The 24,385-nt window shown below is 40.0% G+C and carries 25 protein-coding genes, 1 pseudogene and 1 other annotated feature; of the genes and pseudogenes, 24 read left to right on the top strand and 2 right to left on the bottom strand.

The window, feature by feature from the left end; all coding sequences use genetic code 11:
- Positions 1-174 precede the first annotated feature (174 nt).
- The 5 genes from adh to MHB58_RS19835 all read left to right on the top strand — a co-directional run bounded on the left by adh (position 175) and on the right by MHB58_RS19835 (position 5,182).
- Positions 175-1,701, top strand: coding sequence for an aldehyde dehydrogenase (gene adh, locus MHB58_RS19855; protein ID WP_014822392.1), 1,527 nt, complete (start codon positions 175-177; stop codon positions 1,699-1,701).
- 17 nt (positions 1,702-1,718) lie between these two features.
- On the top strand, positions 1,719-2,075 hold the full coding sequence (locus MHB58_RS19850) for a DUF779 domain-containing protein (RefSeq protein WP_014822393.1): 357 nt from the start codon (positions 1,719-1,721) through the stop codon (positions 2,073-2,075).
- A 117-nt stretch (positions 2,076-2,192) separates the two neighbouring features.
- A complete protein-coding gene (locus MHB58_RS19845) occupies positions 2,193-3,167 on the top strand; it encodes a DUF4003 family protein (protein ID WP_340735861.1) in 975 nt (324 codons plus the stop codon).
- Between the two features lie 31 nt (positions 3,168-3,198).
- Entirely contained in the window at positions 3,199-4,629 is a 1,431-nt protein-coding gene (locus MHB58_RS19840) for an aldehyde dehydrogenase family protein (protein WP_087617875.1), read from the top strand.
- A gap of 64 nt (positions 4,630-4,693) precedes the next feature.
- Positions 4,694-5,182 (top strand): acyl-CoA thioesterase, encoded by a 489-nt coding sequence (locus MHB58_RS19835; RefSeq protein ID WP_340735860.1) that lies wholly within the window; start codon positions 4,694-4,696, stop codon positions 5,180-5,182.
- Positions 5,183-5,240: 58 nt separating this feature from the next.
- On the opposite strand, the gene MHB58_RS19830 is transcribed toward MHB58_RS19835, so the two are convergent.
- Positions 5,241-6,554, bottom strand: a complete 1,314-nt coding sequence (locus tag MHB58_RS19830; RefSeq protein WP_340735859.1) for a globin-coupled sensor protein — start codon at positions 6,552-6,554, stop codon at positions 5,241-5,243.
- A gap of 165 nt (positions 6,555-6,719) precedes the next feature.
- On the opposite strand from MHB58_RS19830, the gene MHB58_RS19825 reads away from it, so the two are divergent.
- The 7 genes from MHB58_RS19825 to radA all read left to right on the top strand — a co-directional run bounded on the left by MHB58_RS19825 (position 6,720) and on the right by radA (position 13,705).
- Complete coding sequence (locus tag MHB58_RS19825; RefSeq protein ID WP_087617932.1) at positions 6,720-6,932, top strand: acyltransferase; 213 nt, start codon at positions 6,720-6,722, stop codon at positions 6,930-6,932.
- A gap of 121 nt (positions 6,933-7,053) precedes the next feature.
- Entirely contained in the window at positions 7,054-7,359 is a 306-nt protein-coding gene (locus MHB58_RS19820) for a DUF4870 domain-containing protein (protein ID WP_008407029.1), read from the top strand.
- 202 nt (positions 7,360-7,561) lie between these two features.
- A complete protein-coding gene (locus tag MHB58_RS19815) occupies positions 7,562-8,026 on the top strand; it encodes a CtsR family transcriptional regulator (RefSeq protein WP_087617872.1) in 465 nt (154 codons plus the stop codon).
- A 12-nt stretch (positions 8,027-8,038) separates the two neighbouring features.
- Positions 8,039-8,581 (top strand): UvrB/UvrC motif-containing protein, encoded by a 543-nt coding sequence (locus MHB58_RS19810; protein WP_008407026.1) that lies wholly within the window; start codon positions 8,039-8,041, stop codon positions 8,579-8,581.
- Complete coding sequence (locus tag MHB58_RS19805; RefSeq protein WP_014822399.1) at positions 8,578-9,675, top strand: protein arginine kinase; 1,098 nt, start codon at positions 8,578-8,580, stop codon at positions 9,673-9,675. Before MHB58_RS19810 ends, MHB58_RS19805 begins: the two co-directional genes overlap by 4 nt.
- Positions 9,672-12,116: an ATP-dependent Clp protease ATP-binding subunit gene (locus tag MHB58_RS19800; RefSeq protein ID WP_340735858.1), complete on the top strand. Its 2,445-nt coding sequence runs from the start codon at positions 9,672-9,674 to the stop codon at positions 12,114-12,116. The genes MHB58_RS19805 and MHB58_RS19800 overlap by 4 nt, the downstream gene beginning before the upstream one ends.
- Before the next feature lie 215 nt (positions 12,117-12,331).
- Positions 12,332-13,705: a DNA repair protein RadA gene (radA, locus tag MHB58_RS19795; RefSeq protein ID WP_008407021.1), complete on the top strand. Its 1,374-nt coding sequence runs from the start codon at positions 12,332-12,334 to the stop codon at positions 13,703-13,705.
- A gap of 54 nt (positions 13,706-13,759) precedes the next feature.
- On the opposite strand, the pseudogene MHB58_RS19790 reads toward radA, so the two are convergent.
- A pseudogene (locus MHB58_RS19790) lies at positions 13,760-14,420 on the bottom strand (acetate uptake transporter).
- A 280-nt stretch (positions 14,421-14,700) separates the two neighbouring features.
- Here MHB58_RS19790 and MHB58_RS19785 point away from each other — a divergent pair.
- From MHB58_RS19785 to nusG, 12 genes are all read left to right on the top strand, one after another.
- Complete coding sequence (locus MHB58_RS19785; protein ID WP_008407019.1) at positions 14,701-15,780, top strand: PIN/TRAM domain-containing protein; 1,080 nt, start codon at positions 14,701-14,703, stop codon at positions 15,778-15,780.
- Positions 15,781-15,793: 13 nt separating this feature from the next.
- Complete coding sequence (gene ispD, locus MHB58_RS19780) at positions 15,794-16,474, top strand: 2-C-methyl-D-erythritol 4-phosphate cytidylyltransferase (protein WP_014822401.1); 681 nt, start codon at positions 15,794-15,796, stop codon at positions 16,472-16,474.
- A gap of 121 nt (positions 16,475-16,595) precedes the next feature.
- Positions 16,596-17,072: a 2-C-methyl-D-erythritol 2,4-cyclodiphosphate synthase gene (gene ispF / locus MHB58_RS19775; protein WP_008407014.1), complete on the top strand. Its 477-nt coding sequence runs from the start codon at positions 16,596-16,598 to the stop codon at positions 17,070-17,072.
- Positions 17,073-17,278: 206 nt separating this feature from the next.
- Positions 17,279-18,739 (top strand): glutamate--tRNA ligase, encoded by a 1,461-nt coding sequence (gltX, locus tag MHB58_RS19770; protein ID WP_340735857.1) that lies wholly within the window; start codon positions 17,279-17,281, stop codon positions 18,737-18,739.
- A gap of 100 nt (positions 18,740-18,839) precedes the next feature.
- Positions 18,840-19,061, top strand: a binding site (T-box leader).
- 93 nt (positions 19,062-19,154) lie between these two features.
- The gene (gene cysS / locus MHB58_RS19765) at positions 19,155-20,558 is read left to right on the top strand and encodes a cysteine--tRNA ligase (RefSeq protein ID WP_087617868.1); all 1,404 of its coding nucleotides are present in this window, start codon (positions 19,155-19,157) and stop codon (positions 20,556-20,558) included.
- Entirely contained in the window at positions 20,559-20,972 is a 414-nt protein-coding gene (locus MHB58_RS19760) for a Mini-ribonuclease 3 (RefSeq protein ID WP_008407010.1), read from the top strand. It begins immediately after the preceding gene.
- Positions 20,973-20,974: 2 nt separating this feature from the next.
- Positions 20,975-21,838, top strand: a complete 864-nt coding sequence (gene rlmB / locus MHB58_RS19755) for a 23S rRNA (guanosine(2251)-2'-O)-methyltransferase RlmB (protein WP_087617867.1) — start codon at positions 20,975-20,977, stop codon at positions 21,836-21,838.
- Between the two features lie 4 nt (positions 21,839-21,842).
- A complete protein-coding gene (locus MHB58_RS19750; RefSeq protein WP_008407006.1) occupies positions 21,843-22,355 on the top strand; it encodes an NYN domain-containing protein in 513 nt (170 codons plus the stop codon).
- Between the two features lie 94 nt (positions 22,356-22,449).
- On the top strand, positions 22,450-23,073 hold the full coding sequence (sigH, locus tag MHB58_RS19745; RefSeq protein WP_169797433.1) for an RNA polymerase sporulation sigma factor SigH: 624 nt from the start codon (positions 22,450-22,452) through the stop codon (positions 23,071-23,073).
- Positions 23,074-23,150: 77 nt separating this feature from the next.
- The gene (rpmG, locus tag MHB58_RS19740; RefSeq protein ID WP_039967164.1) at positions 23,151-23,297 is read left to right on the top strand and encodes a 50S ribosomal protein L33; all 147 of its coding nucleotides are present in this window, start codon (positions 23,151-23,153) and stop codon (positions 23,295-23,297) included.
- A 40-nt stretch (positions 23,298-23,337) separates the two neighbouring features.
- Positions 23,338-23,523, top strand: a complete 186-nt coding sequence (gene secE / locus MHB58_RS19735; protein ID WP_008407002.1) for a preprotein translocase subunit SecE — start codon at positions 23,338-23,340, stop codon at positions 23,521-23,523.
- Positions 23,524-23,704: 181 nt separating this feature from the next.
- On the top strand, positions 23,705-24,244 hold the full coding sequence (gene nusG, locus MHB58_RS19730) for a transcription termination/antitermination protein NusG (RefSeq protein ID WP_008407000.1): 540 nt from the start codon (positions 23,705-23,707) through the stop codon (positions 24,242-24,244).
- Positions 24,245-24,385: the final 141 nt, after the last annotated feature.

The following is a 24,385-nucleotide window of genomic DNA, read 5'->3' as shown; positions in this document are numbered from 1 at the left end:
TAATAAAATAATCTGGAAATTGTAGTTTAATATTTGAAATGATTCAACTTTTCTGACAATATAATAGATGAAGATACCTCTCACAGAAAAGTGAGCTTTACAGCATGGATGTCAGCACTGCCTTTTTATGAGAAGGTATGGTCACCACAATTTGTGCAAAGGGGAGAGATTTCAATGGCAGCAGTGTATCAAAATCCAAACACGGATGGCGCATTAGTAAATTTCAAGGAGCGTTATGACAACTTTATCGGTGGTAAATGGACACCGCCAGTAAAGGGGGAGTACTTCGACAATATTACTCCTGTTACGGGGAAAGTATTTACCCAGGTCGCGCGTTCTACGGAAGAAGATATCGAGCTTGCTTTAGATGCAGCCCATGCGGCAAAGGATGCCTGGGGTAAGACATCGGCAACTGAACGCTCGAATATTTTACTGAAAATTGCAGATCGTATGGAACAAAATTTAGAAATGCTGGCCGTTGCAGAAACATGGGATAACGGTAAGGCGGTACGTGAAACTTTGAATGCAGATTTACCTTTGGGTATTGATCACTTCCGATATTTTGCGGGTGCTTTACGTGCACAGGAAGGATCTCTTAGTCAGATTGATGAAAATACAGTGGCCTATCACTTCCATGAGCCGATTGGTGTAGTTGGACAAATTATTCCATGGAATTTCCCACTATTAATGGCTGTATGGAAACTGGCGCCTGCACTTGCTGCAGGAAACTGTGTCGTATTAAAGCCGGCTGAGCAAACACCAGCATCAATTTTAGTGCTTGTTGAGCTGATTGAAGATTTACTTCCACCAGGTGTGCTGAATGTTGTAAATGGCTTCGGTTTAGAAGCAGGAAAGCCGTTAGCATCGAATCCGCGCATCGGTAAAATAGCATTTACAGGTGAGACGACGACAGGTCGCCTTATTATGCAATATGCATCTCAAAATCTGATTCCGGTTACTCTGGAATTGGGCGGTAAATCACCGAACATTTTCTTTGAAGATATTATGGATGCAGATGATGCATTTTTGGATAAAGCGGTTGAAGGCTTCGTATTATTTGCTTTAAACCAAGGTGAAGTATGTACATGTCCTTCTCGTGCACTTATTCAGGAATCAATCTACGAGAAATTTATGGAGCGCGTATTAAAGCGTGTTGAAGCAATTAAAACAGGCAACCCTTTAGATACAGATACAATGATGGGTGCACAGGCATCATCGGAACAAATGGAAAAAATCCAATCCTATTTACAAATTGGTAAAGAGGAAGGCGCGGAATGCTTAATCGGCGGCGAGAAAAATGATTTAGGCGGTGATTATGCAGACGGCTACTATATTAAACCGACTGTATTTAAAGGTCATAATAAAATGCGTATTTTCCAGGAAGAAATTTTCGGCCCGGTTGTTGCTGTAACAACATTTAAAACGAAAGAAGAAGCGTTGGAAATCGCAAATGATACATTATATGGATTAGGATCAGGTGTATGGACACGTGATATGAATACTGCTTACCGCTTTGGCCGTGGTATTCAGGCGGGACGTGTATGGACGAACTGCTATCATGCATATCCGGCACATGCGGCATTTGGGGGCTACAAAATGAGTGGTGTTGGTCGCGAAAACCATAAAATGATGTTAAGCCACTATCAACAAACGAAAAACTTGCTAGTAAGTTATGATGAAAACCGCTTAGGCTTCTTCTAAGAGAGGGGGTGCAGAATTTGGTTGATCGCGTTATAGCAACCGAAGCAGCACTACAGTTGATCGAGAAATTGAAAGGGCGCCACGGCCCGGTTATGTTCCATCAATCGGGGGGCTGCTGTGATGGTTCGTCTCCAATGTGCTATCCGGATGGCGATTTAATTATCGGCAACCAAGATATATTGCTCGGTCATATTGGCGGAAGTCCATTTTATATGCACAAAAACCAATATGATTATTGGAAGCATACACAGATTATTATTGATGTCGTCGATGGGCGTGGCGGAATGTTTTCGTTAGAGGGCGTCGAAGGAAAACGCTTTTTATCTAGATCACGGGCTTTCACAAAAGAAGAGCTTGATGAGCTTCAAGTATAAAGTTGTAAAAGGGAATGCTGGTTCAACAATCAGCATTCCTCTTTTTTGTGGAGAAAAAATCAAATTTTTTTCACTCTAAAATTTTAGGCGTATAATCAAGGTAAGGAGGGTGTACTGATGGATCAAACAGCTTTTATACAATTACTTAAAAATAATAATGAGCGGATGGAGCTTTTTTTCGGTGCGGACGTACAAAGTGCTGCCAGGATACCATTAGCAGTACAATTTACATTTTCACGTGAAACATTTAATGGCCCTGCATTTGAGAAAAATGTAAAAGAAATACATAATCAAAAATCAAGGCAATCATTTTTCGAGTTTTTCTCTACACCATCAAATAATTCAGTTTTAACATATAAAATTTTAGCCCATTTCGCTTTGCACCCACAACCTGAACAGGAGCTTCATCGTATAAAGTTAAATGAAAAGGCATTATTGAATGCAGGGTTTAAATACAGCAGCTATCAAAAAATTGCGGCCCTTTTCTTAGTGGATGAAGCACATGCTGGAAAAGCAAAAGCATTACATGATGAAATGAAAAAGCATCATTTTTTCCTGACCGGTAAAGATGATATTCCATATGCAGTTTTACTGACAAAAAAGAAAAATAATCCGGTTAAGCTAGCTCAAACAATGCGGAAATACTATGATGCCTTGCACGGCAAAGGTTTTAAAAATGGGGATGCCTTGCAAGCAATGACACAGCTATTGCCATTGTATAACGAGGAGTTTCAGCCGGTATTAGTTGAGTATGTAGTCGCGATGAAGCAGTCATTTTTAAATAATGGTGTGAAAGTGAAGAAAAGGTCATATCCATATTTAGCTTTGATGGCGTTAGTAGGGGCTACATCGGAAGTTGTCGATGAAATTGTTGAAATGGAACGAGCACTCGTTAAGCTCCCGATGTTTACTGGGATGCAAGCGTATGCTTTAATGACCGCTGCCCAGTATGTGCTGAAAAGGTTAATTGAAAACGAACTGTTATCTCATTTCAATGATAGTTTATTATTTTTGCAGGCTCTTGAGATGAGCGATTATATAGATGATATCCCAATTTTACTTGCCATCGATATTCTCGATATATTTTTTTAATTTGGGTAAACAATAGTAAGGAGTGAATAAAATGAAACAGACAAAATTGTGGATTAACGGCATTTGGGAAAGTACAAATGAAACAAGTAAGTTAACGGCACCTTATACAGGAGAAGTGCTTGCAAATGTAGCAAAAGCATCGGCAGGGGACGTGGAGCGCGCAATCGAAGGCGCACATCAAGCATTCAAATCATTCAAAAATACGACTGCTTATGAGCGCGCAGAAATTTTATACAAAGTCGTGGAAATCATGCGTGAACGTAAAAACGAGCTTGCAGAAATTTTAGCAGATGAAGCGGCAAAACCAATCTCTGCAGGGCTTACTGAATTGGATCGTACTATTGCAACGTATCAATTTGCTGCAGAGGCGGCTAAACAAAGTACAGGCGAAACGATTCCGATGGATGCAGCACCAGGTGTAAAAGATCGAATCGGTTATACAAAGCGAGTACCTTTAGGCGTAGTTTCAGCAATTACACCATTTAATTTTCCATTTAATCTCGTAGCGCATAAATTAGGTCCAGCCTTTGCTGTAGGGAACACAGTTGTACTAAAGCCTGCATCTCAAACCCCGTTAAGTGCACTTGCGATGGCGGAAATTTTCAAAGAAGCAGGTTTACCGGACGGCGCATTGCAAATCGTGACAGGTAGCGGCGGGGAATTGAGCGAGACACTCGTAACACATCCACTTGTGAAAAAAGTGACGTTTACGGGTAGTGGTGCGGTTGGCTTGAAGATTAAAGAAAAAGTCGGCTTGCGGAAAATTACACTAGAGCTCGGATCAAATGCGGCACTCATTGTTGAGCCTTCAACACCGCTTGAAAAAATTATGAAACGCTGTGTAGGCGGTGCATTTGGATTTGCTGGACAAGTATGTATTTCATTGCAACGAATTTATGTTCATTCTTCAATTTATGAAGCATTTACAAAGGCATTTGTAGAAGAGACAAAGAAACTAGTTGTCGGTGATCCGCATAATGAAAAAACGGATGTGAGTGCAATGATTCACCCGGATGAAGTTAGCCGTATAAAAGAATGGATTGAACAGGCAAAACAGCAAGGTGCAACGGTTGCAACGGGAGCTGAATTTACAGAGCGTACTTGCTCCCCAACTGTCATGACGAATGTGAAGCCCGATATGAAAATTGTTTGCCAAGAGACTTTTGCGCCGATTGTATCCATTGTGCCATATGAGACGCTGGACGAAGCAATTGCACTTGTAAATGAATCGGAGCTTGCGTTAAATGCCGGTATTTACACAAATGTATTAACAGATGCAATGAAAGCCGCGGAAGAAATTGAAGCAGGTGCGGTCATCATTAACGATATTCCAACATTCCGTGTAGATAATATGCCGTATGGGGGCGTCAAAATGAGCGGATATGGTAAAGAAGGCATTAAGTATGCAGTGGAAGAAATGACCGATTTAAAATTTATTACGATGAAGTTGAATTATGAATAGTTTGTACTAGCACTTCCATCTTCCGAATAGTAACATGGAGTGTAGTCTAGAAAGGAGGAAGATTATGAAAAATACTCTGCCAATGAGCTTTTCAAAATCTATCCAAACACGATTAGTACTGCCTCCTGATACAAATCATCATCAGTCGATATTTGGAGGGAAAGTGTTAGCATATATTGATGAAATTGCTGCGATTGCAGCAATGAAACATTGCCAAGGTGAAGTTGTTACTGCTTCTTTTGACTCAGTAGACTTCGTATCCTCTGCCTATGCAGGCGATATGATTGAACTGGAAGCTGTTGTATCTGGAACAGGTCGTACTTCGATGGAAGTATATGTACGGGTTGTATCAAGAAATATTAAAACAGGTGCAAAGAAATTAACGACGGAATCTTTCGTAACGATGGTCGCGATTGACGAATATGGCAAGCCGAAAGAAGTGCCGGGAGTTGAACCGGAGACGGATTTCGAACGTCATTTATTTGAAACAGGCCCAATTCGTCAGGAACATCGAAAACAAAAGCGTGCATTATCAAAAAAACGCCGTGCATAAAAAAAGGGGATATCAAAGGCAAAATGCCAGTTGATATCCCCTTTGTAATTAAGCAAAATTAATCATGCAGTTCCTGGACAATGTGCAGCAATGAATCGGATGATGTCATGACATCATTTGTTGTATGTGTCAAACCGGTAATAACAGAAGAAATGGCATGAATGTCCTCATTCGTGTTTTCATATTGCGTTTTAATTCCATGTACCGCTTCTGTAATCGATGTAAAGGAATCCGCCAAGCTTTTTTGCGTATCTACGCTCATTTTTACTTGCTCATCAACACTTGAAACAGAGTCGGACATTTGTGAAATACTGAGTTCGGTTTCTTTAATTAAATGAGAGACGTTTTGAACCGCATTTTTAGTTTCTTCAGCAAGCTTTCGGACTTCATCAGCTACTACGGCAAACCCTTTCCCGTGTTCACCTGCACGTGCTGCTTCAATCGATGCATTTAATGCAAGCAAGTTTGTCTGATCAGCAATACCTGTTACCAATCCTACAATTTCAGCAATTTTTTTAGACGATTGACGGAGTTTAACCATTGACGATTCAAGTGTATCCACACGATCCAAAATGTTGGTCATAATTGCTGTCTGGTTAATTAAATATGTAGTGCCTGTTGTTGATTTGTTTTCTGTTTCCGCTACTAAATTTAAACCTTGTTTTGTATTGGAAGCAATTTCTTCTGATTGGCTCGCGATTTCCTGTAATGATGCATTAGTTTGATCACTAATATGTGTTAACTCTTGTGCAGTATGTTGAATTCGCTCTACAATTCTGTATTTTACATCTAAACTTTCAGTACGTATTCGTTGCTCTTCTTTTTCATATGCTTCAATCACAAGCTGTTGCTCGAAGTTAATGAGTTTTGAAAAAGCATCAACTGCTTTAGCCATGTCAACATTCGACATTTCTATTTTACTGATGAAGTCGATAAACGTTGTCATTAGCGATTGGAATGAAGCGATATACCACTTGGATTGAAGTCCGATTTTGACATGGACATGCGCAATCGTTTGTCGCTCCTCTATATATTGTGAATCGATATTACAGTTGAACATCGCTTCTAAATGCTTCGTTAATGTACCTTTTAGCCGATCCATTCGAGCTGAACTCCCAATAACATCTACGAGTTCCGGACTTAAACTGATTGCACCGTAAAACTTTTCCACCATATCCGGGACAACCTGTTGTGCAAAAGGTTCTAACTGTTTAATAACAGCTAAATCCTCTTTCGTTAATTTTAGCAACTGAAGCTGTTTATGTAAGTTAGGATAGTTTGAAACATCCAAATTTACTTGCTGTGCATAATTAGCTATATCAAAATATGGCTTGTTTGAAACTTTTGTCGCTCTTGAAAACAGAATACCCATGTTCTTCCTCGTTTCGTGTATTTATAGAATAATACTATCTTACTGCTTATATCGGATAATATCAGAATTATTCTATAAGGATAAAAAATTTACAGTAATTTGTATATGAGGTAATATAATAACTAATTAAAATGGATGCAGTAAATAGTGAAAGGCGTTGTATTAATGAAGTTTCATAAAGGGCGTTTGAAATTTGTTATACCATTGTCACTTGGGGTGGCGATCGCATCGTATATTATGCTTGTAAACAATTATGCAGAAGTAGGCGGCCGCGACCGGATATTAATAGTTATTGGAGCAACCATCTTAACGGCGATTATTTCCTACTTCTTATTTCCGCAAGAAGGGGACAACCCGAAAGATAGAGGCCCATATTGACCAATTACAGACATCACCGGAAATCTCGAAATAAAAATTCGGGATTTTTTGCCCTCTCTATGAAACTTTTACGAATATTATCCGTAAATAAGCTAATAAACTAAAGTGAGGTTGATAACAAATGGAATCTAAATGGTCGAAAATCATCATTCATGCCAGTGCATTCTTTGCGCCGTTCTTAGTACCGATTCTGTTTTTCTTAATAAGTTCTGAAGATGAAGTAAAGCGTACAGCGATTCAAGCATTGCTTTTCCAAATCGTATTCGGTATCTTCATAGCGATTGCAGGTGTCCTTTCAGTTATATTAATTGGTTTACCATTCCTGTTGGTATTTTTAGCCATCTTCTGGATTGCACCGATCATCGGTATTGTTAAAGCATTGTCTGATCAGCACTGGAATTATCCAATCGTCGGACGCTGGGTATAATTTATCCTCGTCTTGGCAAAGTTTATAAAAGCGGTAAGGTTTGTTTAAAAAACACCTTACCGCTTTTTTACATAAATAGGGATTTATTAATGTGAAAATAGGGAAACCTAAAACAAGAGTGATTAGTTGCATTTCGAAAAATAAATATTGTATATTTAAGTCAAAGATAGTCAAAGTCAGTTGATGAGAGGTGAGAGACAGCATGAGGAATATATCTGACATAATTGAAGGGTATTTGAAGGAAGTTATTGAATTAGAGGGACAGGGACATATTGAAATAAAGCGAAATGAATTAGCAAAGCAATTTGCCTGTGCTCCTTCCCAAATCAATTACGTTATCAATACGCGTTTCACGACCGAGCATGGCTACTATGTAGAGAGTAAGCGGGGTGGTGGCGGTTATATTCGGATTTTGCGTGTAACAATCCACTCTAAGAAAAATTTACTGGACGAAATGGAAACACAAATAGGTAACGCCATAGCCCAAACTAATGCTGAGCGTATTATTTTCCGTTTATTGGAAGAGGATATCGTTACAGAGCGAGAAGCAAGCATTATGAAGGCCGCTTTAGATCGTGTCACATTACAGGTAGCTTTACCACTGCGTGATCAGCTAAGAGCGCGGATTATGCACGCAATGCTACAAACGATTTCTTTTGAAAAGTAGAGGTGGATTATTATGATATGTGAGCATTGTAAACAGCGTCATGCCAATGTTACCGTTACTCAAGTTCACAATGGTCAAAAAGTCGAGCGTCACTACTGTGAAGTATGTGCAACTCAATTTCATCCATTTCAATTTGACGTAAATGAAGAGCCTGCATCACTTCAGCAGCTTATTTCAAATTGGTTTAATTTCGTACCTGTGAATGCAAAGAAAGAAAGCACGACAACAAATACTGCCAGCCCAAAATCCTGCCCATCCTGTGGGTTTACGTACCGACAGTTTTTAAAGCAAGGCAAATTTGGATGCGGTCAATGTTACGAAACATTTAGTGAGCAATTACCACAGCTACTTGAACGTCTGCAGGCAGGTACTCAGCATGTAGGATATGTGGAAGAAGGACCTTCAAAAGAAAAAGTGGAACAACAAATCCAAGAGCTCCGTTCATCACTGCAGCAAGCAATTGAGGAAGAGCGTTTTGAAGATGCAGCTTCCATACGTGATGAAGTTAGGGAATTGGAAAGTAAAATAAAACAGGAAGGTGAGGGGAACGCATGAACATCGAGCATTTTTTAACGAATGCCAGTCCCAGCTGGATGCAGCACGAAAGCGATTCAGATATCGTCATTAGCACGCGCATTCGGCTTGCTCGTAATATTGCCAATACTCGATTTCCGATTAGTTTTACAGAACAGGAAGCACAAATGATCGAAGAAAAAATGATGCAGTCATTATTATCTTTAGATGACAATCCGTATCAGTTTTCTTATTTCCAAATAAAAGATATGCCCGTTTTACAACGCCAAATTTTAGTGGAGAAGCATTTGATCAGTCCGAATTTGGCACGAAGAAAAAAAATTGGATCATTTTTTTTAACAAAAGATGAATCCATTAGCATATTAGTAAATGAAGAGGATCATATTCGTATACAGAGTCTTACGCAAGGAATGAATTTAAAAGAAGCATTTGATAAGGCTCGTAATATTGACCGCTACTTAAGTAAGTCAATTAATTACGCATATGAAGACCGCTATGGTTATTTGACAAGTTGCCCAACAAATGTCGGAACAGGGCTTCGAGCATCTGTCATGCTCCATTTACCTGCACTCACAATGATGAAACAGATGAATCCATTAATTCAGATGATGACACGATTAGGAATGGTTGTGCGGGGTATATATGGGGAAGGCAGTGAAAATTTAGGCAATATTTATCAAATCTCGAACCAGATTACATTAGGTAAATCAGAAGAAACAATTTTACAGGAGCTTCAGGATGTTGTCGAGCAAGTTATCAAAAAGGAAGAGCTTGCACGCAAAAATTTATTGATGCGTGCCCCCTCCGCGTTGGAAGACCGTTTAAGCCGTTCCCTCGGTACGTTAAAGTACGCAAAAATTTTAACGAGTGAAGAAGCGGCAAGCTGTTTATCAAATGTGCGTCTTGGGGTAAGTTTAGGATTATTAGAAGCAATTTCACAGCGTAAACTAAATGAGTGCATGCTTATTATGCAACCTGGACTCATTCAGCAATATATTGGTACTACGTTACAACCAGCAGAACGCGACATGTATCGTGCGAAGCTGTTGCAAGAAAAGTTAAACGAGCAAGATGAAGCTACAAACAATGGGGAAAAAGGAGAGGATTTTCTATGATGTTTAATCGATTCACACAACGTGCTCAAAAGGTATTACAACTTGCTCAAGAAGAGGCAATTCGTCTTAAGCATAAAGAAATCGGAACAGAACATATTTTACTTGGCTTAATTCGTGAAGGTGGCGGAATTGCCGCTAAAGCTTTGGAAGCAATTAATATTAGCCCTCAAATGATCGAAACCGGCATTGAGGAACTTGTTGGGAAAGGCACAGAAGATGTAGGTCCTATCGTTCACTACACACCACGTGCTAAAAAAGTAATCGAACTTTCATTGGATGAATCGCGTAAATTAGGGCATGCATATGTCGGAACAGAGCATATTTTATTAGCTTTAATTCGTGAAGGTGAAGGCGTTGCTGCCCGCGTATTGGCGAATACAGGTGTAAGTATCAATAAAGCCCGCCAACAAGTTTTACTGTTATTAGGTAACAATGACTCAAACACTAGCGGTAATTCCAGTATGACGCAAACAGTAAATACACCAACACTTGATAGTTTAGCCCGCGATTTAACAGCGGTGGCGCGTGAAGGTTCACTTGATCCGGTTATCGGCCGCTCTAAAGAAATTACACGTGTTGTAGAAGTACTGTCACGTCGTACAAAAAACAACCCGGTACTAATCGGGGAGCCGGGTGTAGGTAAAACGGCCATTGCAGAAGGATTGGCACAGCAAATCATCAATAATGAAGTACCTGAAACATTACGCGATAAACGTGTTATGACGCTCGATATGGGAACAGTTGTTGCAGGTACAAAATATCGTGGAGAATTTGAAGACCGTCTTAAAAAGGTGATGGATGAAATTCGTCAGGCCGGCAATATTATTTTATTCATCGATGAGCTTCATACATTGATCGGTGCAGGTGGTGCAGAAGGTGCGATTGATGCATCGAATATTTTAAAACCATCATTGGCACGAGGCGAACTGCAATGTATCGGTGCAACTACATTGGATGAGTACCGTAAATATATTGAAAAAGACGCAGCATTAGAGCGTCGTTTCCAACCGATTCAAGTTGATGAGCCATCTGTTGAAGAAACAATCCAAATTATTAATGGCTTGCGTGACCGTTATGAAGCACATCACCGTGTGAAAATTTCGGATGAAGCGGTAGAAGCAGCAGCAAAATTATCAGATCGTTATATTTCGGATCGTTTCTTACCGGATAAAGCAATTGACCTAATTGATGAGGCTGGTTCAAAAGTGCGCTTACGCTCTTATACTGTTCCACCTAATTTAAAAGAGTTAGAAGATAAGCTGGAAGGCATTAAGTCTGAAAAGAATGCTGCTGTTTCAGGACAGGAATTTGAAAAAGCTGCTGCATTGCGTGATACGGAGCAGAAGCTGAAACAAGAGCTTGAACAACTGAAAAAAGAGTGGAAAGAAAAACAAGGCAAAGAAGAATCTACAGTATATGTAGACGATATTGCACAAGTGGTAGCGATGTGGACGGGAATTCCTGTTTCGAAAATTGCTCAGGCTGAATCTGCGAAGTTATTAAATCTTGAAGAAGAATTACACAAACGCGTAGTTGGTCAAGGTGAAGCAGTAGAAGCAATTTCCCGTGCAATCCGTCGTGCCCGTGCCGGCTTAAAAGATCCAAAACGTCCAATCGGTTCATTTATCTTCCTTGGACCTACTGGTGTCGGAAAAACGGAACTTGCACGAGCACTTGCTGAAGTAATGTTCGGTGATGAAGATGCAATGATCCGTGTAGATATGTCCGAGTATATGGAGAAACATTCGACTTCTCGTTTAGTCGGTTCACCTCCAGGCTATGTAGGATTTGATGATGGCGGTCAATTAACAGAAAAAGTTCGTCGTAAACCATATTCAGTTGTACTGCTGGATGAAATCGAAAAAGCGCACCCGGATGTATTCAACATCTTATTACAAGTGTTGGAAGACGGCCGCTTAACTGACTCAAAAGGTCGTGTAGTTGATTTCCGTAACACAGTTGTCATTATGACATCGAATGTTGGGGCAGATGCACTGAAATACCGCAAACATGTTGGATTCGGTGCCGGTTTAAATGCATCGAAAGATAAAGACATGAAGAGCACAATGCTGGAAGAACTGAAAAAGGCGTTCCGTCCAGAGTTCTTAAACCGTATTGATGAAATGATCGTATTCCATTCATTAGAAAAGGATCACTTAAAAGAAATCGTATCATTAATGGCGAATTCATTAAAGAAACGTCTAAAAGAGCAGGATATCGAACTGCAGCTTACAGATGCAGCGCTTGAGAAAATTTCAGAAGAAGGTTATGATCCACAATATGGTGCGCGTCCATTACGTCGTGCATTACAAAAACATGTGGAAGACCGTTTATCCGAAGAACTGTTAAAAGGTACTTTAGATAAAACACAAACAGTCGTACTTGACTATGAAAATGATGAGTTTGTCGTACGTACACAAGAAAAAGTAGCAACAAATTAACAAAACCAGACGAGTCGGGATAGTTCCTGCCTCGTCTTTTTTATGCAGACTGAAGTTGCTGGGTCGCCGGTCACACATACGCAATTAAACGGAATCTACAGGAATTGCTATATGTATGAAAAGCTAACCGAAAAAGAAACTTGCGACGGAATAGTGGGTATTCAATTTTGTTTCGTGTACAATTATAGGAACAAACATTCGAAGGAGCTAGCAAAATGGCAAAAAAGAAATCTAAATTTATGTGCAGCAGCTGTGGCTATGAAGCAGCAAAATGGATGGGGCGCTGTCCTGGCTGTGGCGAATGGAATACGATGAATGAAGAAGTCGAAGTCATCTCAAAAGGGCCACGTGGGGCGTTCCAGCATTCTACAACGGCTACAAAAGCAACCCCTATTATTCATGTGGAAGTACAAGAAGAAACACGTATCGCTACTGAAATGAATGAATTTAACCGTGTACTCGGAGGCGGTATTGTACCAGGTTCACTCGTGCTGATAGGCGGTGATCCGGGTATCGGGAAATCGACATTACTACTGCAAGTATCAGCGCTTCTTTCCAATCAGGGAAAACGTGTTTTATATATATCCGGTGAAGAATCTGTACGTCAGACAAAGCTGCGTGCTGAACGTTTAGGTGTACATACGCCGGAGCTTTATATTTACTCGGAAACGAATCTGGAATTTTTAAATCAAACAATCGATGAAGTCCAACCGAAATTTGTCATTGTCGATTCGATTCAAACGGTGCACCATCCGGAAGTTACTAGTGCACCGGGCAGTGTGTCACAAGTACGTGAATGTACAGCAGAATTAATGCGTATTGCAAAAACAAAAAATATCGCTATTTTCCTTGTTGGTCACGTTACAAAAGAAGGGCAGATTGCCGGTCCGCGTATTTTAGAACATATGGTAGATACGGTGCTTTACTTTGAAGGGGAACGTCACCATAACCACCGGATATTACGCAGTCAGAAAAACCGTTTTGGTTCTACAAATGAAATTGCAATTTTTGAAATGCTCCATGGGGGATTAAAGGAAGTATTGAATCCGTCCGAGCTGTTCTTACAGGAACGTTCACAAGGTGCCCCTGGTTCAACAATCGTTGCATCGATGGAAGGGACACGCCCAATTTTGGTAGAAATACAGTCGCTTGTTACACCAACCAGTTTTAATTATCCGAAGCGTATGGCAACCGGGGTTGATCAAAACCGTGTTCAGCTTTTAATGGCGGTATTGGAAAAACGTATGGGCATGATGCTTCAGGCACAGGATGCGTATATTAAAGTTGCGGGTGGTGTGAAACTGGATGAGCCTGCGATTGATTTAGCTGTCTTAACAAGTATAGTTTCAAGCTTTAAAGATCAGACAGTACGTCCGACAGATTGCTTTATCGGTGAAGTGGGTTTAACGGGTGAAGTACGTCGTGTTTCCAGAATTGAGCAACGTGTACAGGAGGCGGCAAAGTTAGGGTTTAAACGCGCCTTTATTCCAGCTTCTAATATTGGGGGATGGGAATTCCCACCGGACATACAAGTCGTCGGTGTCGAAACAATCAGTGATGCACTGCGGGAATCTTTCCAAAATTTATAGGGAACGGGTTTCCAGTAACTCGTACAAAAAAGAGGCATGGAAAGTCAAAACTTTTCATGCCTTTTTTAAATTATGCTTTACTGTTTTTTCCTTCTTTAAAAATGCGTCTCTTGTGAAAATACCAAAAGGCTTTCCGATCGGTAAGAAATTGAAGCCGAAATGCTTGTTCAATACATTAGCACCTGCACCGTAAAGTGATAAAAGAGCAATGATTAATTCAGAGTTGGCTGCTAATAAATGCATACCGTGCTCCATAATTCCAAATGAACTTAATGCCAGACCAATAAATAAGAAGTCGATCATTACAAAGATCGCGAATAGAACTTTATTTGTTTCAGCTGCACCAATCGTCATAAATAGGGTAAAGATTAAATAACCTAAATACACAACACCGAGCTGAGATGTATACAGATGCCTGTAATGTTGCACCAAATACACCGGCTTGAACGAACCAGCTCATACCTACACCCATCCAGAATAAACCGTATGCGCCGAACGCAGTCGTACCGAATGTATTATTATGTTTTGAGTCTAAGACAGATGCGTAAAATTGCGCAATACCACCTAAAAATATTGCCCAAGGAATAACCAAACCTAAGCCCTCTGTCCAGCCTAACTTTTGAGTAGAAGCAACAAATGTTACAATCGCCAAACCGAATAGACCGATTGCAGACGGATCAACAGTAGTAATTTTTACTTCTTTTGCAGTATTCAAAACGTATTCTCCTCTTCTAGGTTTAAATATTATATTAATATAATATATTCATTAGTTTGTTTAAACTACAGGGAACGGGAATTTAGAATGAGGTACTTCATTATTGAATTTATATCGCGCAAATCTAACTAAAAAAAATAGGGAATAATCTAAAAAAATGGGTAAAATCCTAATATTGGAATGCAATTGGCGTTTGTTGTTTATTTACCCTTGCTTTTGGTACCTGGGCTTCGCATGAATGAAACTTTAGATGTATAATTATTAATTGGAGGTGAAACAAATGTTGAAGAAAATAATTCAAGTAGCATTTTTATTTATCGGTGGAGCATTAGGCCTCATTTTCTTACCGCCATTATATGCATTCATGAACTTATCATCCAATCCTTGGCTTAATAATCCATATTTCAGTGTTGCGATAGGTGCTGCTTTGTTATTCGTTTTATCGTTTGCATTATCTGATTACTTTGTGAAATTAATTACTTGGTTAGAGGAAGTATTATTCAAATTGCCTGCAGCGGATTTATTATTTGGTACGCTCGGTTTAATCGTAGGATTATGTGTAGCAACATTGGTCGGTGTCGCGATCAATCAAATGAACATTCCGGTTATTACCGCTGTTGTTCCTGCTATTTTATCCATTGTTCTTGGTTATCTTGGTTTCCGGTTAGGCTTTAGTAAACGGGATGAGCTGTTGCAGATTTTTTCCGGGAAATCGACGAAAAAGCGTCAGAGTGACGGTTCTGTCAAGGAAGTTCAGGATCAGGAGCAGTATAAATTACTTGATACAAGTGTCATTATTGATGGCCGTATTGCTGATATTTCAGCAACAGGGTTTGTTGAAGGGGTTTTAGTTGTACCTCAGTTTGTATTGACGGAACTACAGCATATCGCGGATTCATCTGATACATTGAAGCGTACGCGTGGTCGCAGGGGTCTAGATATTTTAAAACGGCTTCAGGACGAACGTGCGTCGAAGGTACTTATTACGGAAGTTGATTTTGAAGATGTGTCTGAAGTGGATTTAAAGTTGGTTCGATTAGCCAAAAACATGAGTGCCCAAATACTGACGAATGATTTCAACTTAAATAAGGTCTGTGAACTGCACCGTGTACAAGTATTGAATATTAATGATTTGGCAAATGCGGTGAAACCGGTCGTAATTCCGGGTGAAGATATGCAAGTCGTAGTCATTAAAGACGGGAAAGAACACAATCAAGGTGTGGCCTATTTAGATGACGGTACAATGATTGTAGTAGAAGGCGGCCGAAGCTATATTGGCCAGGCAATTACAGTGACGGTAACGAGCGTACTTCAAACATCGGCAGGGCGTATGATTTTCGCCAAGCCAAAAGAGGATTAGGATGTGAAGCATTTTGCGTTATGAAGTCGTTTTGCCGGCAGCAGGAAGCGGAAAGCGCATGGGTGCCGGGCAAAATAAATTATTTTTAAACTTAGCGGATAAACCGATTTTAGTTCATACACTTCTTGTTTTTGAACATGATGAAAACTGTACAGGAATTTGGCTTGCCGTAAAAGATGAGGAACGGCCATTTATCCAGGCGCTCATTGATAAACATAATATTACAAAAGTAAAAGGCCTGCCGACAGGTGGTGAAGAACGCCAACATTCAGTGCATTCGTGCATAAAAGAAATGAGTGCAGTGGATGTTGTCCTTGTTCATGATGCTGCAAGACCTTTTATTACTATTCCGAAAATTACCGAACTTGCAAAAGTCGCTTATGAAAAAGGAGCGGCTATTGCAGGAGTTCGTGCGAAAGATACGATGAAGGTCGTCCATAACGGTCTTATTAAAGAAACCGTTGACCGGGAGTCTTTATGGATGGTTCAAACACCACAAGCGTTCCGTTATGATTTACTGGCAGAAGCTGAGGATGTAGCTGAAAAGGTGGGTTTTTTAGGAACGGATGAAGCGATGCTCGTGGAGCGTTTAGGACATGATATTCATATTGTGGAATGCAGTTATGAAAATGTAAAAATGACAACGCAGGAAGATCTGATTTTTGGGGAAGCTATTTTAAAACAACGAAAATAGAAGATACCTTGAAAAGAAAATAGGTTTGCGAGGCTTTTTTCGGACAAGTTGATTATACTAATGATAATGAGATTACCAGAAAGAAGGTGAAGGCTAGCTTACTTTGTAGGCTAGCAACGATATGTTTCGAATTGGACAAGGGTTTGACGTTCACGAATTTGCAGAAGGACGTCCATTAATTTTAGGTGGTATTACAATTCCACATGAGCGCGGTTTAGTAGGTCATTCAGATGCCGATGTACTTTTACATACAGTAACAGACGCGGCATTAGGTGCAATTGGTGAGGGGGATATCGGCCGTCACTTCCCTGATACAGATCCGGAGTGGAAAGATGCAGATTCAGCGAAGTTACTTGAACACATCTGGAAGATGGTTGAAGAGCGCGGATATAAATTAGGCAATGTGGATTGTACGATTATGGCACAGCGTCCGAAAATGGCCCCATATATTTCACAGATGCAAAACCGTATCGCACAACTACTGAATGCGGAACCTTCGCAAGTTAATGTAAAAGCGACAACAACAGAGAAGTTAGGTTTTGTTGGCCGTGAAGAAGGAATTGCAGCAATGGCAACGATTCTTTTAGTAAAAGCATAAAGTGCGATAAAATTGAGGGCGTGTGTCAAAAATCGGCACACGCTACTTTAATTTAATAACTTACAGTGGTAGAATGGTTAAAGTTTAAAAGACATCTATTGTGCCGATATTGGACAATATAATGTCCGTTCATATCCATATAAAAGTAAACTTTTTATATGCGGAAAAGGTAGAGCGTTTTGACGCTAAAATTAGGAGGCAATATTATGACGAAAACAGTTCGCGTTCGTTATGCACCATCGCCAACAGGATTCTTACATATCGGTGGCGCACGTACAGCTTTATTCAATTATTTATATGCAAAACATCACAACGGTACTTTTGTAGTACGTATTGAAGATACAGATATTGAGCGTAATGTAGAGGGCGGGGAAGCTTCTCAACTTGATAACTTACGCTGGTTAGGCATTACTCCAGATGAGTCCGTTGATATCGGTGGCCCATATGCACCTTACCGTCAAATGGAACGTCTTGATATTTATAAAGAGCATGCAGAAAAAATGCTGGAAAACGGACAAGCGTATAAATGTTTCTGTACTTCAGAAGAGCTTGAAGCATCACGCGAAAAACAAAAAGCACAAGGTGTTGCAGCACCTGCATATGATGGGAAATGCCGTCATTTAACAGCAGAGGAAGTTGCAGAAAAAGAGGCTGCTGGTATCCCGCACACAATTCGTATGCGTGTTCCGGAAAATGTTACGTATAAGTTCACTGATTTAGTTCGCGGCGAAGTATCGTTCGAATCAAAAGATATCGGCGACTGGGTACTTGTAAAAGCAAACGGTATTCCAACGTATAATTATGCCGTAGTTCTGGATGACCACTTCATGGAAATTACACATGTATTCCGTGGGGAAGAGCATTTATCAAACACACCAAAACAAATGATGATTTTTGACGCATTCGGATGGGAATATCCGCAATATGGTCATATGACATTAATCGTAAATGAAGAGCGCAAGAAATTATCGAAACGTGATGAATCAATCATCCAGTTCGTTACACAATACAAGGACCTTGGTTACTTACCGGAAGCGATGTTTAACTTCTTTGCATTGCTTGGCTGGTCACCGGAAGGAGAAGAGGAAATCTTCTCACATGACGAATTTGTAAAGCTGTTTGATGAAAAACGCTTATCAAAATCACCATCTATGTTCGATAAAACAAAACTAACATGGATGAACAACCAATATATTAAAAAAATGTCTCATGAAGAGGTAGTTGCTTTAGCATTGCCACACTTGCAAAAAGCAGGCTTACTTCCAGAAGAGCTGTCAGAAGAGCAACATGCATGGGCTTCTGATTTAATCGCGCTTTACCATGAGCAAATGAGCTTCGGTGCAGAAATCGTAGAATTATCGAGCCAATTTTTCACAGAAGAAATTGCATATGATGAAGAAGCAAATGAAGTGTTAGCGGGTGAAACTGTGCCGGCTGTTATGGCTTCATTTAAAACTCAATTAGAAGCTTTAGAAACTTTTGATGCCGCTTCAATTAAAGCGGCGATTAAAGCTGTGCAAAAAGAAACGGGTGTAAAAGGTAAAAATCTGTTTATGCCAATCCGTGTTGTGACGACTGGTCAAACACATGGTCCGGAATTACCGAATGCCATTGCTTTAATCGGCAAGGAAAAAACAATTGCACGTGTTGAAAAATTTGCAAAGTAATCCATTTTGTATCTAGGGAGCTTACTTAACAGTTCTCTAGAATGGATAAAATGATTGATTTCTCTGAAAATAGATGTAAAATGAATATAATTCTATAAGTGATAGCACGTTGAGAAGGAGAAGTACGCTGCGCACCCCTTATTAGAGAGGATCACCACCGGCTGAAAGTGATCCAGGTTAAGGCAAAGCTGAAATGCACCTTTGAGTATTTAACTGAATTTGCAGTAGGTTAAATCGATTTGTCCACGTTACAGGACTTTAAGCGGAAAAAGTATGGCTACTTTTTCAACCAGAGTGGAACCGCGCATCTAGCGTCTCTGTCACCTTCTTTAGGTGATGGAGACGCTTTTTTCATTGGAATGACAAATTAATCCAATAAACATCGAAAAGAGCACTATGAAAAAGGAGAGGCAATATGACGATTCAAATCTTCAATTCGTTGACAAGACAAAAAGAACCATTTATTCCGTTGGAGGAAGGCAAAGTAAAAATGTATGTATGCGGACCGACTGTATACAATTACATTCATATTGGGAATTCCCGTCCGGTAATTGTCTATGATACAGTACGCCGCTATTTACAGTATGCAGGCTATGAGGTGAAATTCGTTTCGAACTTTACCGATGTGGATGACAAAATTATTAAAGCAGCAAATGAATTAGGTGAAGAAACTTCTGTCTTAACAGATCGCTTTATCGCTGCTTACTTTGAAGATATTACGGCGCTTGGATGCCAAAAGGCGGATGCCCATCCACGTGTAACAGAGCATATGGATGATATTATCGAGTTTATAAAAGTGCTGATCGACAAAGGCTACGCATATGAATCCCAAGGCGATGTTTATTATCGTACACGTAAATTCAATGGCTACGGTAAGTTAAGTCACCAATCTATCGATGATTTAAAAGTAGGAGCACGTATTGAAGCCGGCGAGAAAAAGGAAGACCCGTTGGATTTCGCATTATGGAAAGCGGCGAAAGCAGGCGAAATTAAGTGGGCATCACCATGGGGAGAAGGACGTCCAGGATGGCATATTGAGTGTTCTGTAATGGCACGCGAGCATTTAGGTGATACAATCGATATTCACGCAGGCGGACAGGATTTAACATTCCCTCACCATGAAAACGAAATTGCCCAATCTGAAGCGCATAATGATAAAACATTCGCGCGTTATTGGATGCATAACGGCTATATTAATATTGATAATGAAAAAATGTCAAAATCACTGGGCAACTTTATATTAGTGAATGATATCCGCCAGCAAATTGACCCGCAAGTGTTGCGTTTCTTTATGCTGTCTGTTCATTACCGTAATCCGATCAACTTCGCTCAGGACTTAGTGGAAGCAGCGAAAAATGGTTTAGACCGTATTCGTACATCTTATACGAATGTGGAGCACCGTCTCACATCTTCTGCAAGTTTAGGGGATAACAGTGAACAATGGCTTGAAAAAATTGGTCAGATTAAAGTTGATTTCGAAAACGCGATGAATGATGACTTTAATACAGCAAATGCGGTTTCGGCGCTATTTGAACTTTCTCATATTGCCAATGTGTATTTAAACGAAGCAAATACGGATAAAGAAGTATTGCAGGCAATTTTAACGATGTTTGATACAATTGGAAATGTACTAGGTATTCATATAAAAGTAGAAGCAGGCTTACTCGATGAAGAAATCGAGGCATTAATTGAGGAACGTAACCAAGCCCGCAAAAACCGTGATTTCGCTCGTTCAGATGAAATCCGTGACCAGCTGCTGGGCATGGATATTGTGCTTGAAGACACTCGTCAAGGTACACGCTGGAAACGAGGACAGTAAATGCAAAATTTAACACCACATGATGTCATACAGCTAAATGCACTGGCGCTCGCTTATATGGGCGACGCCGTGCTGGAACAAAGAATTCGGGAACATTTAATATTGTCGGGCCGCGCAAAGCCTAACACATTGCATAAAGAGGCGACGAAATATGTTTCGGCCAAGTCCCAGTCCAATATTGTACATCGTATGATCGAAGAAAATTATTTAACAGAAGAAGAGCAAGCTGTTTTCCGCAGAGGACGCAATGCCAAATCAGGATCTGTTCCGAAAAACACAGATGTACGCACATATCGTAATAGCTCAGGATTTGAAGCGGTTTTAGGCTTCCTATTCCTCAGCAATGAACATCATCGCGCAAATGAAATAATCGATTACGCAATCGAAATTGTCGAACAGGCAAAAGGAGTGTAACTATGGCAGAGAAAAGACAGCCAAGTCGTAAACCAAGAGATTTTAAAGGGCGCGATAAAAAAGCAGATACTTTTAAAACTCATGAGAAAAAGCAACAAGAAAAACCGCAATCTGCTCAGGAAGAAGTAACAGGAGAAATGATTGCAGGAAAAAACCCAGTACTTGAAGCACTTCGCTCCGGCCGTGAAATCAATAAGTTATGGATTGCTGAAGGCGTTAAGAAAACGGGTGTACAGGAGTTAATGGACTTAGCGAAAGAGCAAGGTGTCCTCGTGCAGTTTGTACCAAAGCAAAAAGTCGATAAGCTTGCAGAAAATCATCAGGGGATTGTGGCATCGGTCGCGGCATATGACTATGCAGAATTGGATGATTTATTTAACGTAGCGAAGGCAAAAAATGAAGACCCGTTCTTTTTAATATTGGACGAGTTGGAAGATCCGCATAACCTAGGATCGATTATGCGTACGGCAGATGCGATCGGTGCACACGGTATCATTATTCCGAAGCGTCGTGCAGTAGGTTTAACAGCAGTAGTTGCTAAAGCTTCCACAGGTGCTATCGAGCATGTACCTGTTGTGCGTGTGACCAATTTGGCCCAAACGGTGGATGAGCTAAAAGACCGCGGTGTATGGATTGCCGGAACAGATGCAAAAGGTTCGGCAGATTATCGTAAAATGGATGCAACATTACCGCTTGCATTAATTATTGGTAGTGAAGGTAAGGGAATGAGCCGTCTTTTAAAAGATAAATGTGACTTCTTATATCACTTACCAATGGTTGGTCATGTAACATCATTGAATGCTTCCGTAGCAGCGGCATTACTTATGTATGAAGTGTACCGCAAACGACAAGAAGCTAACGGATGAGGTCATGCAGAACATATTGCTAGTAGACGGCTATAACATGATCGGTGCATGGAGTGAGCTTCGTCCGTTACGCGAGCCTCACTTCGAAGATGCACGTGATCGGTTAATTGAACGAATGGCGGAGTATAAAGCGCATACAGGCTGGCGTGTTATTGTTGTATTTGACGCGCATCTTGTTCCGGGCACTGAACAACTTTATATTCAGCATGCCGTGGAAGTGCTTTATACACGTAAAAACGAAACAGCGGACGAGCGCATTGAAAAATTATCGAACGAATTAAAAGGGCGAAAAATCCAAATACACGTCGCAACATCCGATATGACTGAACAAAATGTTGTATTTGGTCATGGTGCATTAAGAAAATCGGCACGTGAGCTTGAAATTGAAATGCAAATTATTCAATCTAAAATTTCATCCAAAGTAAAAGAATCGACCGACGAAAAACCGGCCTCAAGAATCAAGCTATCAAAAGAAGTGGAACTACAGTTTGAAAAATGGAGAAGAGGGCTCAAGTAATAGATTGCCCGTTATTTCCAATTAAGTTATACTATTCCTAATTATTCTAGCGTAACTGAGGTGATTTTCATTGCTTAAAAGTGAGAAGTTACAAATGGTACTACGTTTTGAACATTTGACAGATGAAGAGCTTGTAGAACAAGTGCATCTAGGCAATACAGATGCGTTAGATTTTTTAATTTCAAAATACCGATTGTTTGTTAAGGCGAAAGCGCGGTCGTATTTTTTAATTGGTGCGGACAAAGAAGATATAATTCAAGAAGGAATGATTGGCTTATATAAAGCGATTCGGGATTTTAAAGAGGACAAGCTTGCGTCATTCCGTGCCTTTGCAGAACTTTGCATTACACGGCAAATTATTACGGCAATTAAAACAGCTACTAGACAAAAGCATATTCCGCTAAATTCATATGTTTCTTTAGATAAGCCAATTTATGATGAAGAATCAGAGCGCACACTGATGGATATTATTACGAGTCCTATTTCGGACGATCCTGAGTATTTGATGATTAATCGCGAAGATTATCTTTATTTGGAAGAGAAGATGGGTGAAGTATTAAGCGAACTCGAACAGCAGGTGTTGGTACGTTATTTGGAAGGACAATCCTATAATGAAATTTCTGAAGAATTGGATCGACATGTAAAATCCATTGATAATGCATTACAGCGGGTGAAGCGCAAATTGGAGCGTCATCTTGAACTAAAAGAAATGACTTAAACACCACGAGCCTTTATTGACAGTGGGAAATTTAGGTGTTAGTCTTTAAAGGACAAACTGCCGAAAAGGTGATAAACATGGCAAAGAAAGTCGTTTTAAGTTGTGAAAAATGTGGTTCGAGAAACTACAGTGTCCCGAAAAAAGAAGGGGCAAGCGAGCGTTTAGAACTGAAGAAATTTTGCTCTCACTGTAATGAGCATACAATGCATAAACAAACGTTATAAATGAAAATAGATTAATTCGTTGTTCGGAGGTTAGGCAAAGATGAGTAAAGTAACAAACTTTCTACAAGAAGTCGGCTCAGAAATGCGCAAAACAAGTTGGCCGAAAAGTAAAGAGTTAACGAAGTATACGGTAGTAGTAGTTTCTACAGTTATCGTAATGGCGTTATTCTTTACAGCAATAGATTTAGGAATCTCAGAATTATTCCGTTGGTTCTTGTCTCTGTAAGCTATATCATGTTAATATTTCGAAATAGCCCGTCCATGCCATATAACGGGTTTTTTCATTTGTTAAAAAATGCTGACAGCTTATATTTAAAGAAATAGATTATTGAAGTTTTGTGAACAGGGAAATATATACCCTAACACACTTAATGTAAAGGAGGGACGGACGATTTAGTCCTACCTATATGGAGAAAAATTGGTATGTAGTTCATACGTATTCCGGTTATGAAAACCGAGTAAAAGCAAATCTTGAAAAACGCGTGGAAACGATGGGGATGCAAGATAAAATTTTCCGTGTAATCGTAGCTGAGCATGAAGAAATCGATGTAAAAGAAGACGGCAAGAAAAAAGCAGTAATGCGTAAAATCTTCCCGGGTTACGTTTTAGTAGAATTGATTATGACAGATGACGCTTGGTATGTCGTTCGTAATACACCTGGTGTGACAGGATTTATCGGTTCTTCGGGCGGCGGTGTAAAACCAACTCCTTTATTACCGGAAGAAGCAGAACGTCTGCTTGCACAAATGGGTATGAACGAATCCTTATTAGGTGAAGTTGAGATTTCTGTTGGTGAAGTTGTAGAAGTTCTAGAAGGACCATTTGCACATTTCCAAGGTCGCGTAGAAGAAGTAGATGTGGACAAAGCAAAATTAAAAGTTCTTGTTGATATGTTCGGTCGCGAAACAGTAATGGAGCTAGACTTTAACCAAGTTCAAAAAATATAGAATTATTTATACTTGATTAAGCAATTTAAAAGTGTTATCATTTCAAAGGTCAGACTGTCCAAGTTTTGGGCGTGTGATTATAATTAGTTTTAATGTTATCGGCAAGTTAGCTGACGAACAGATATTTGAGTGGGAGGGGCA

The organism is Solibacillus sp. FSL K6-1554 (genome assembly GCF_038005185.1).
Lineage (GTDB): Bacteria > Bacillota > Bacilli > Bacillales_A > Planococcaceae > Solibacillus > Solibacillus silvestris.
The sequence above is the reverse complement of the archived record's forward strand: the minus strand, read 5'-3'. Positions and strand labels throughout refer to the sequence as shown.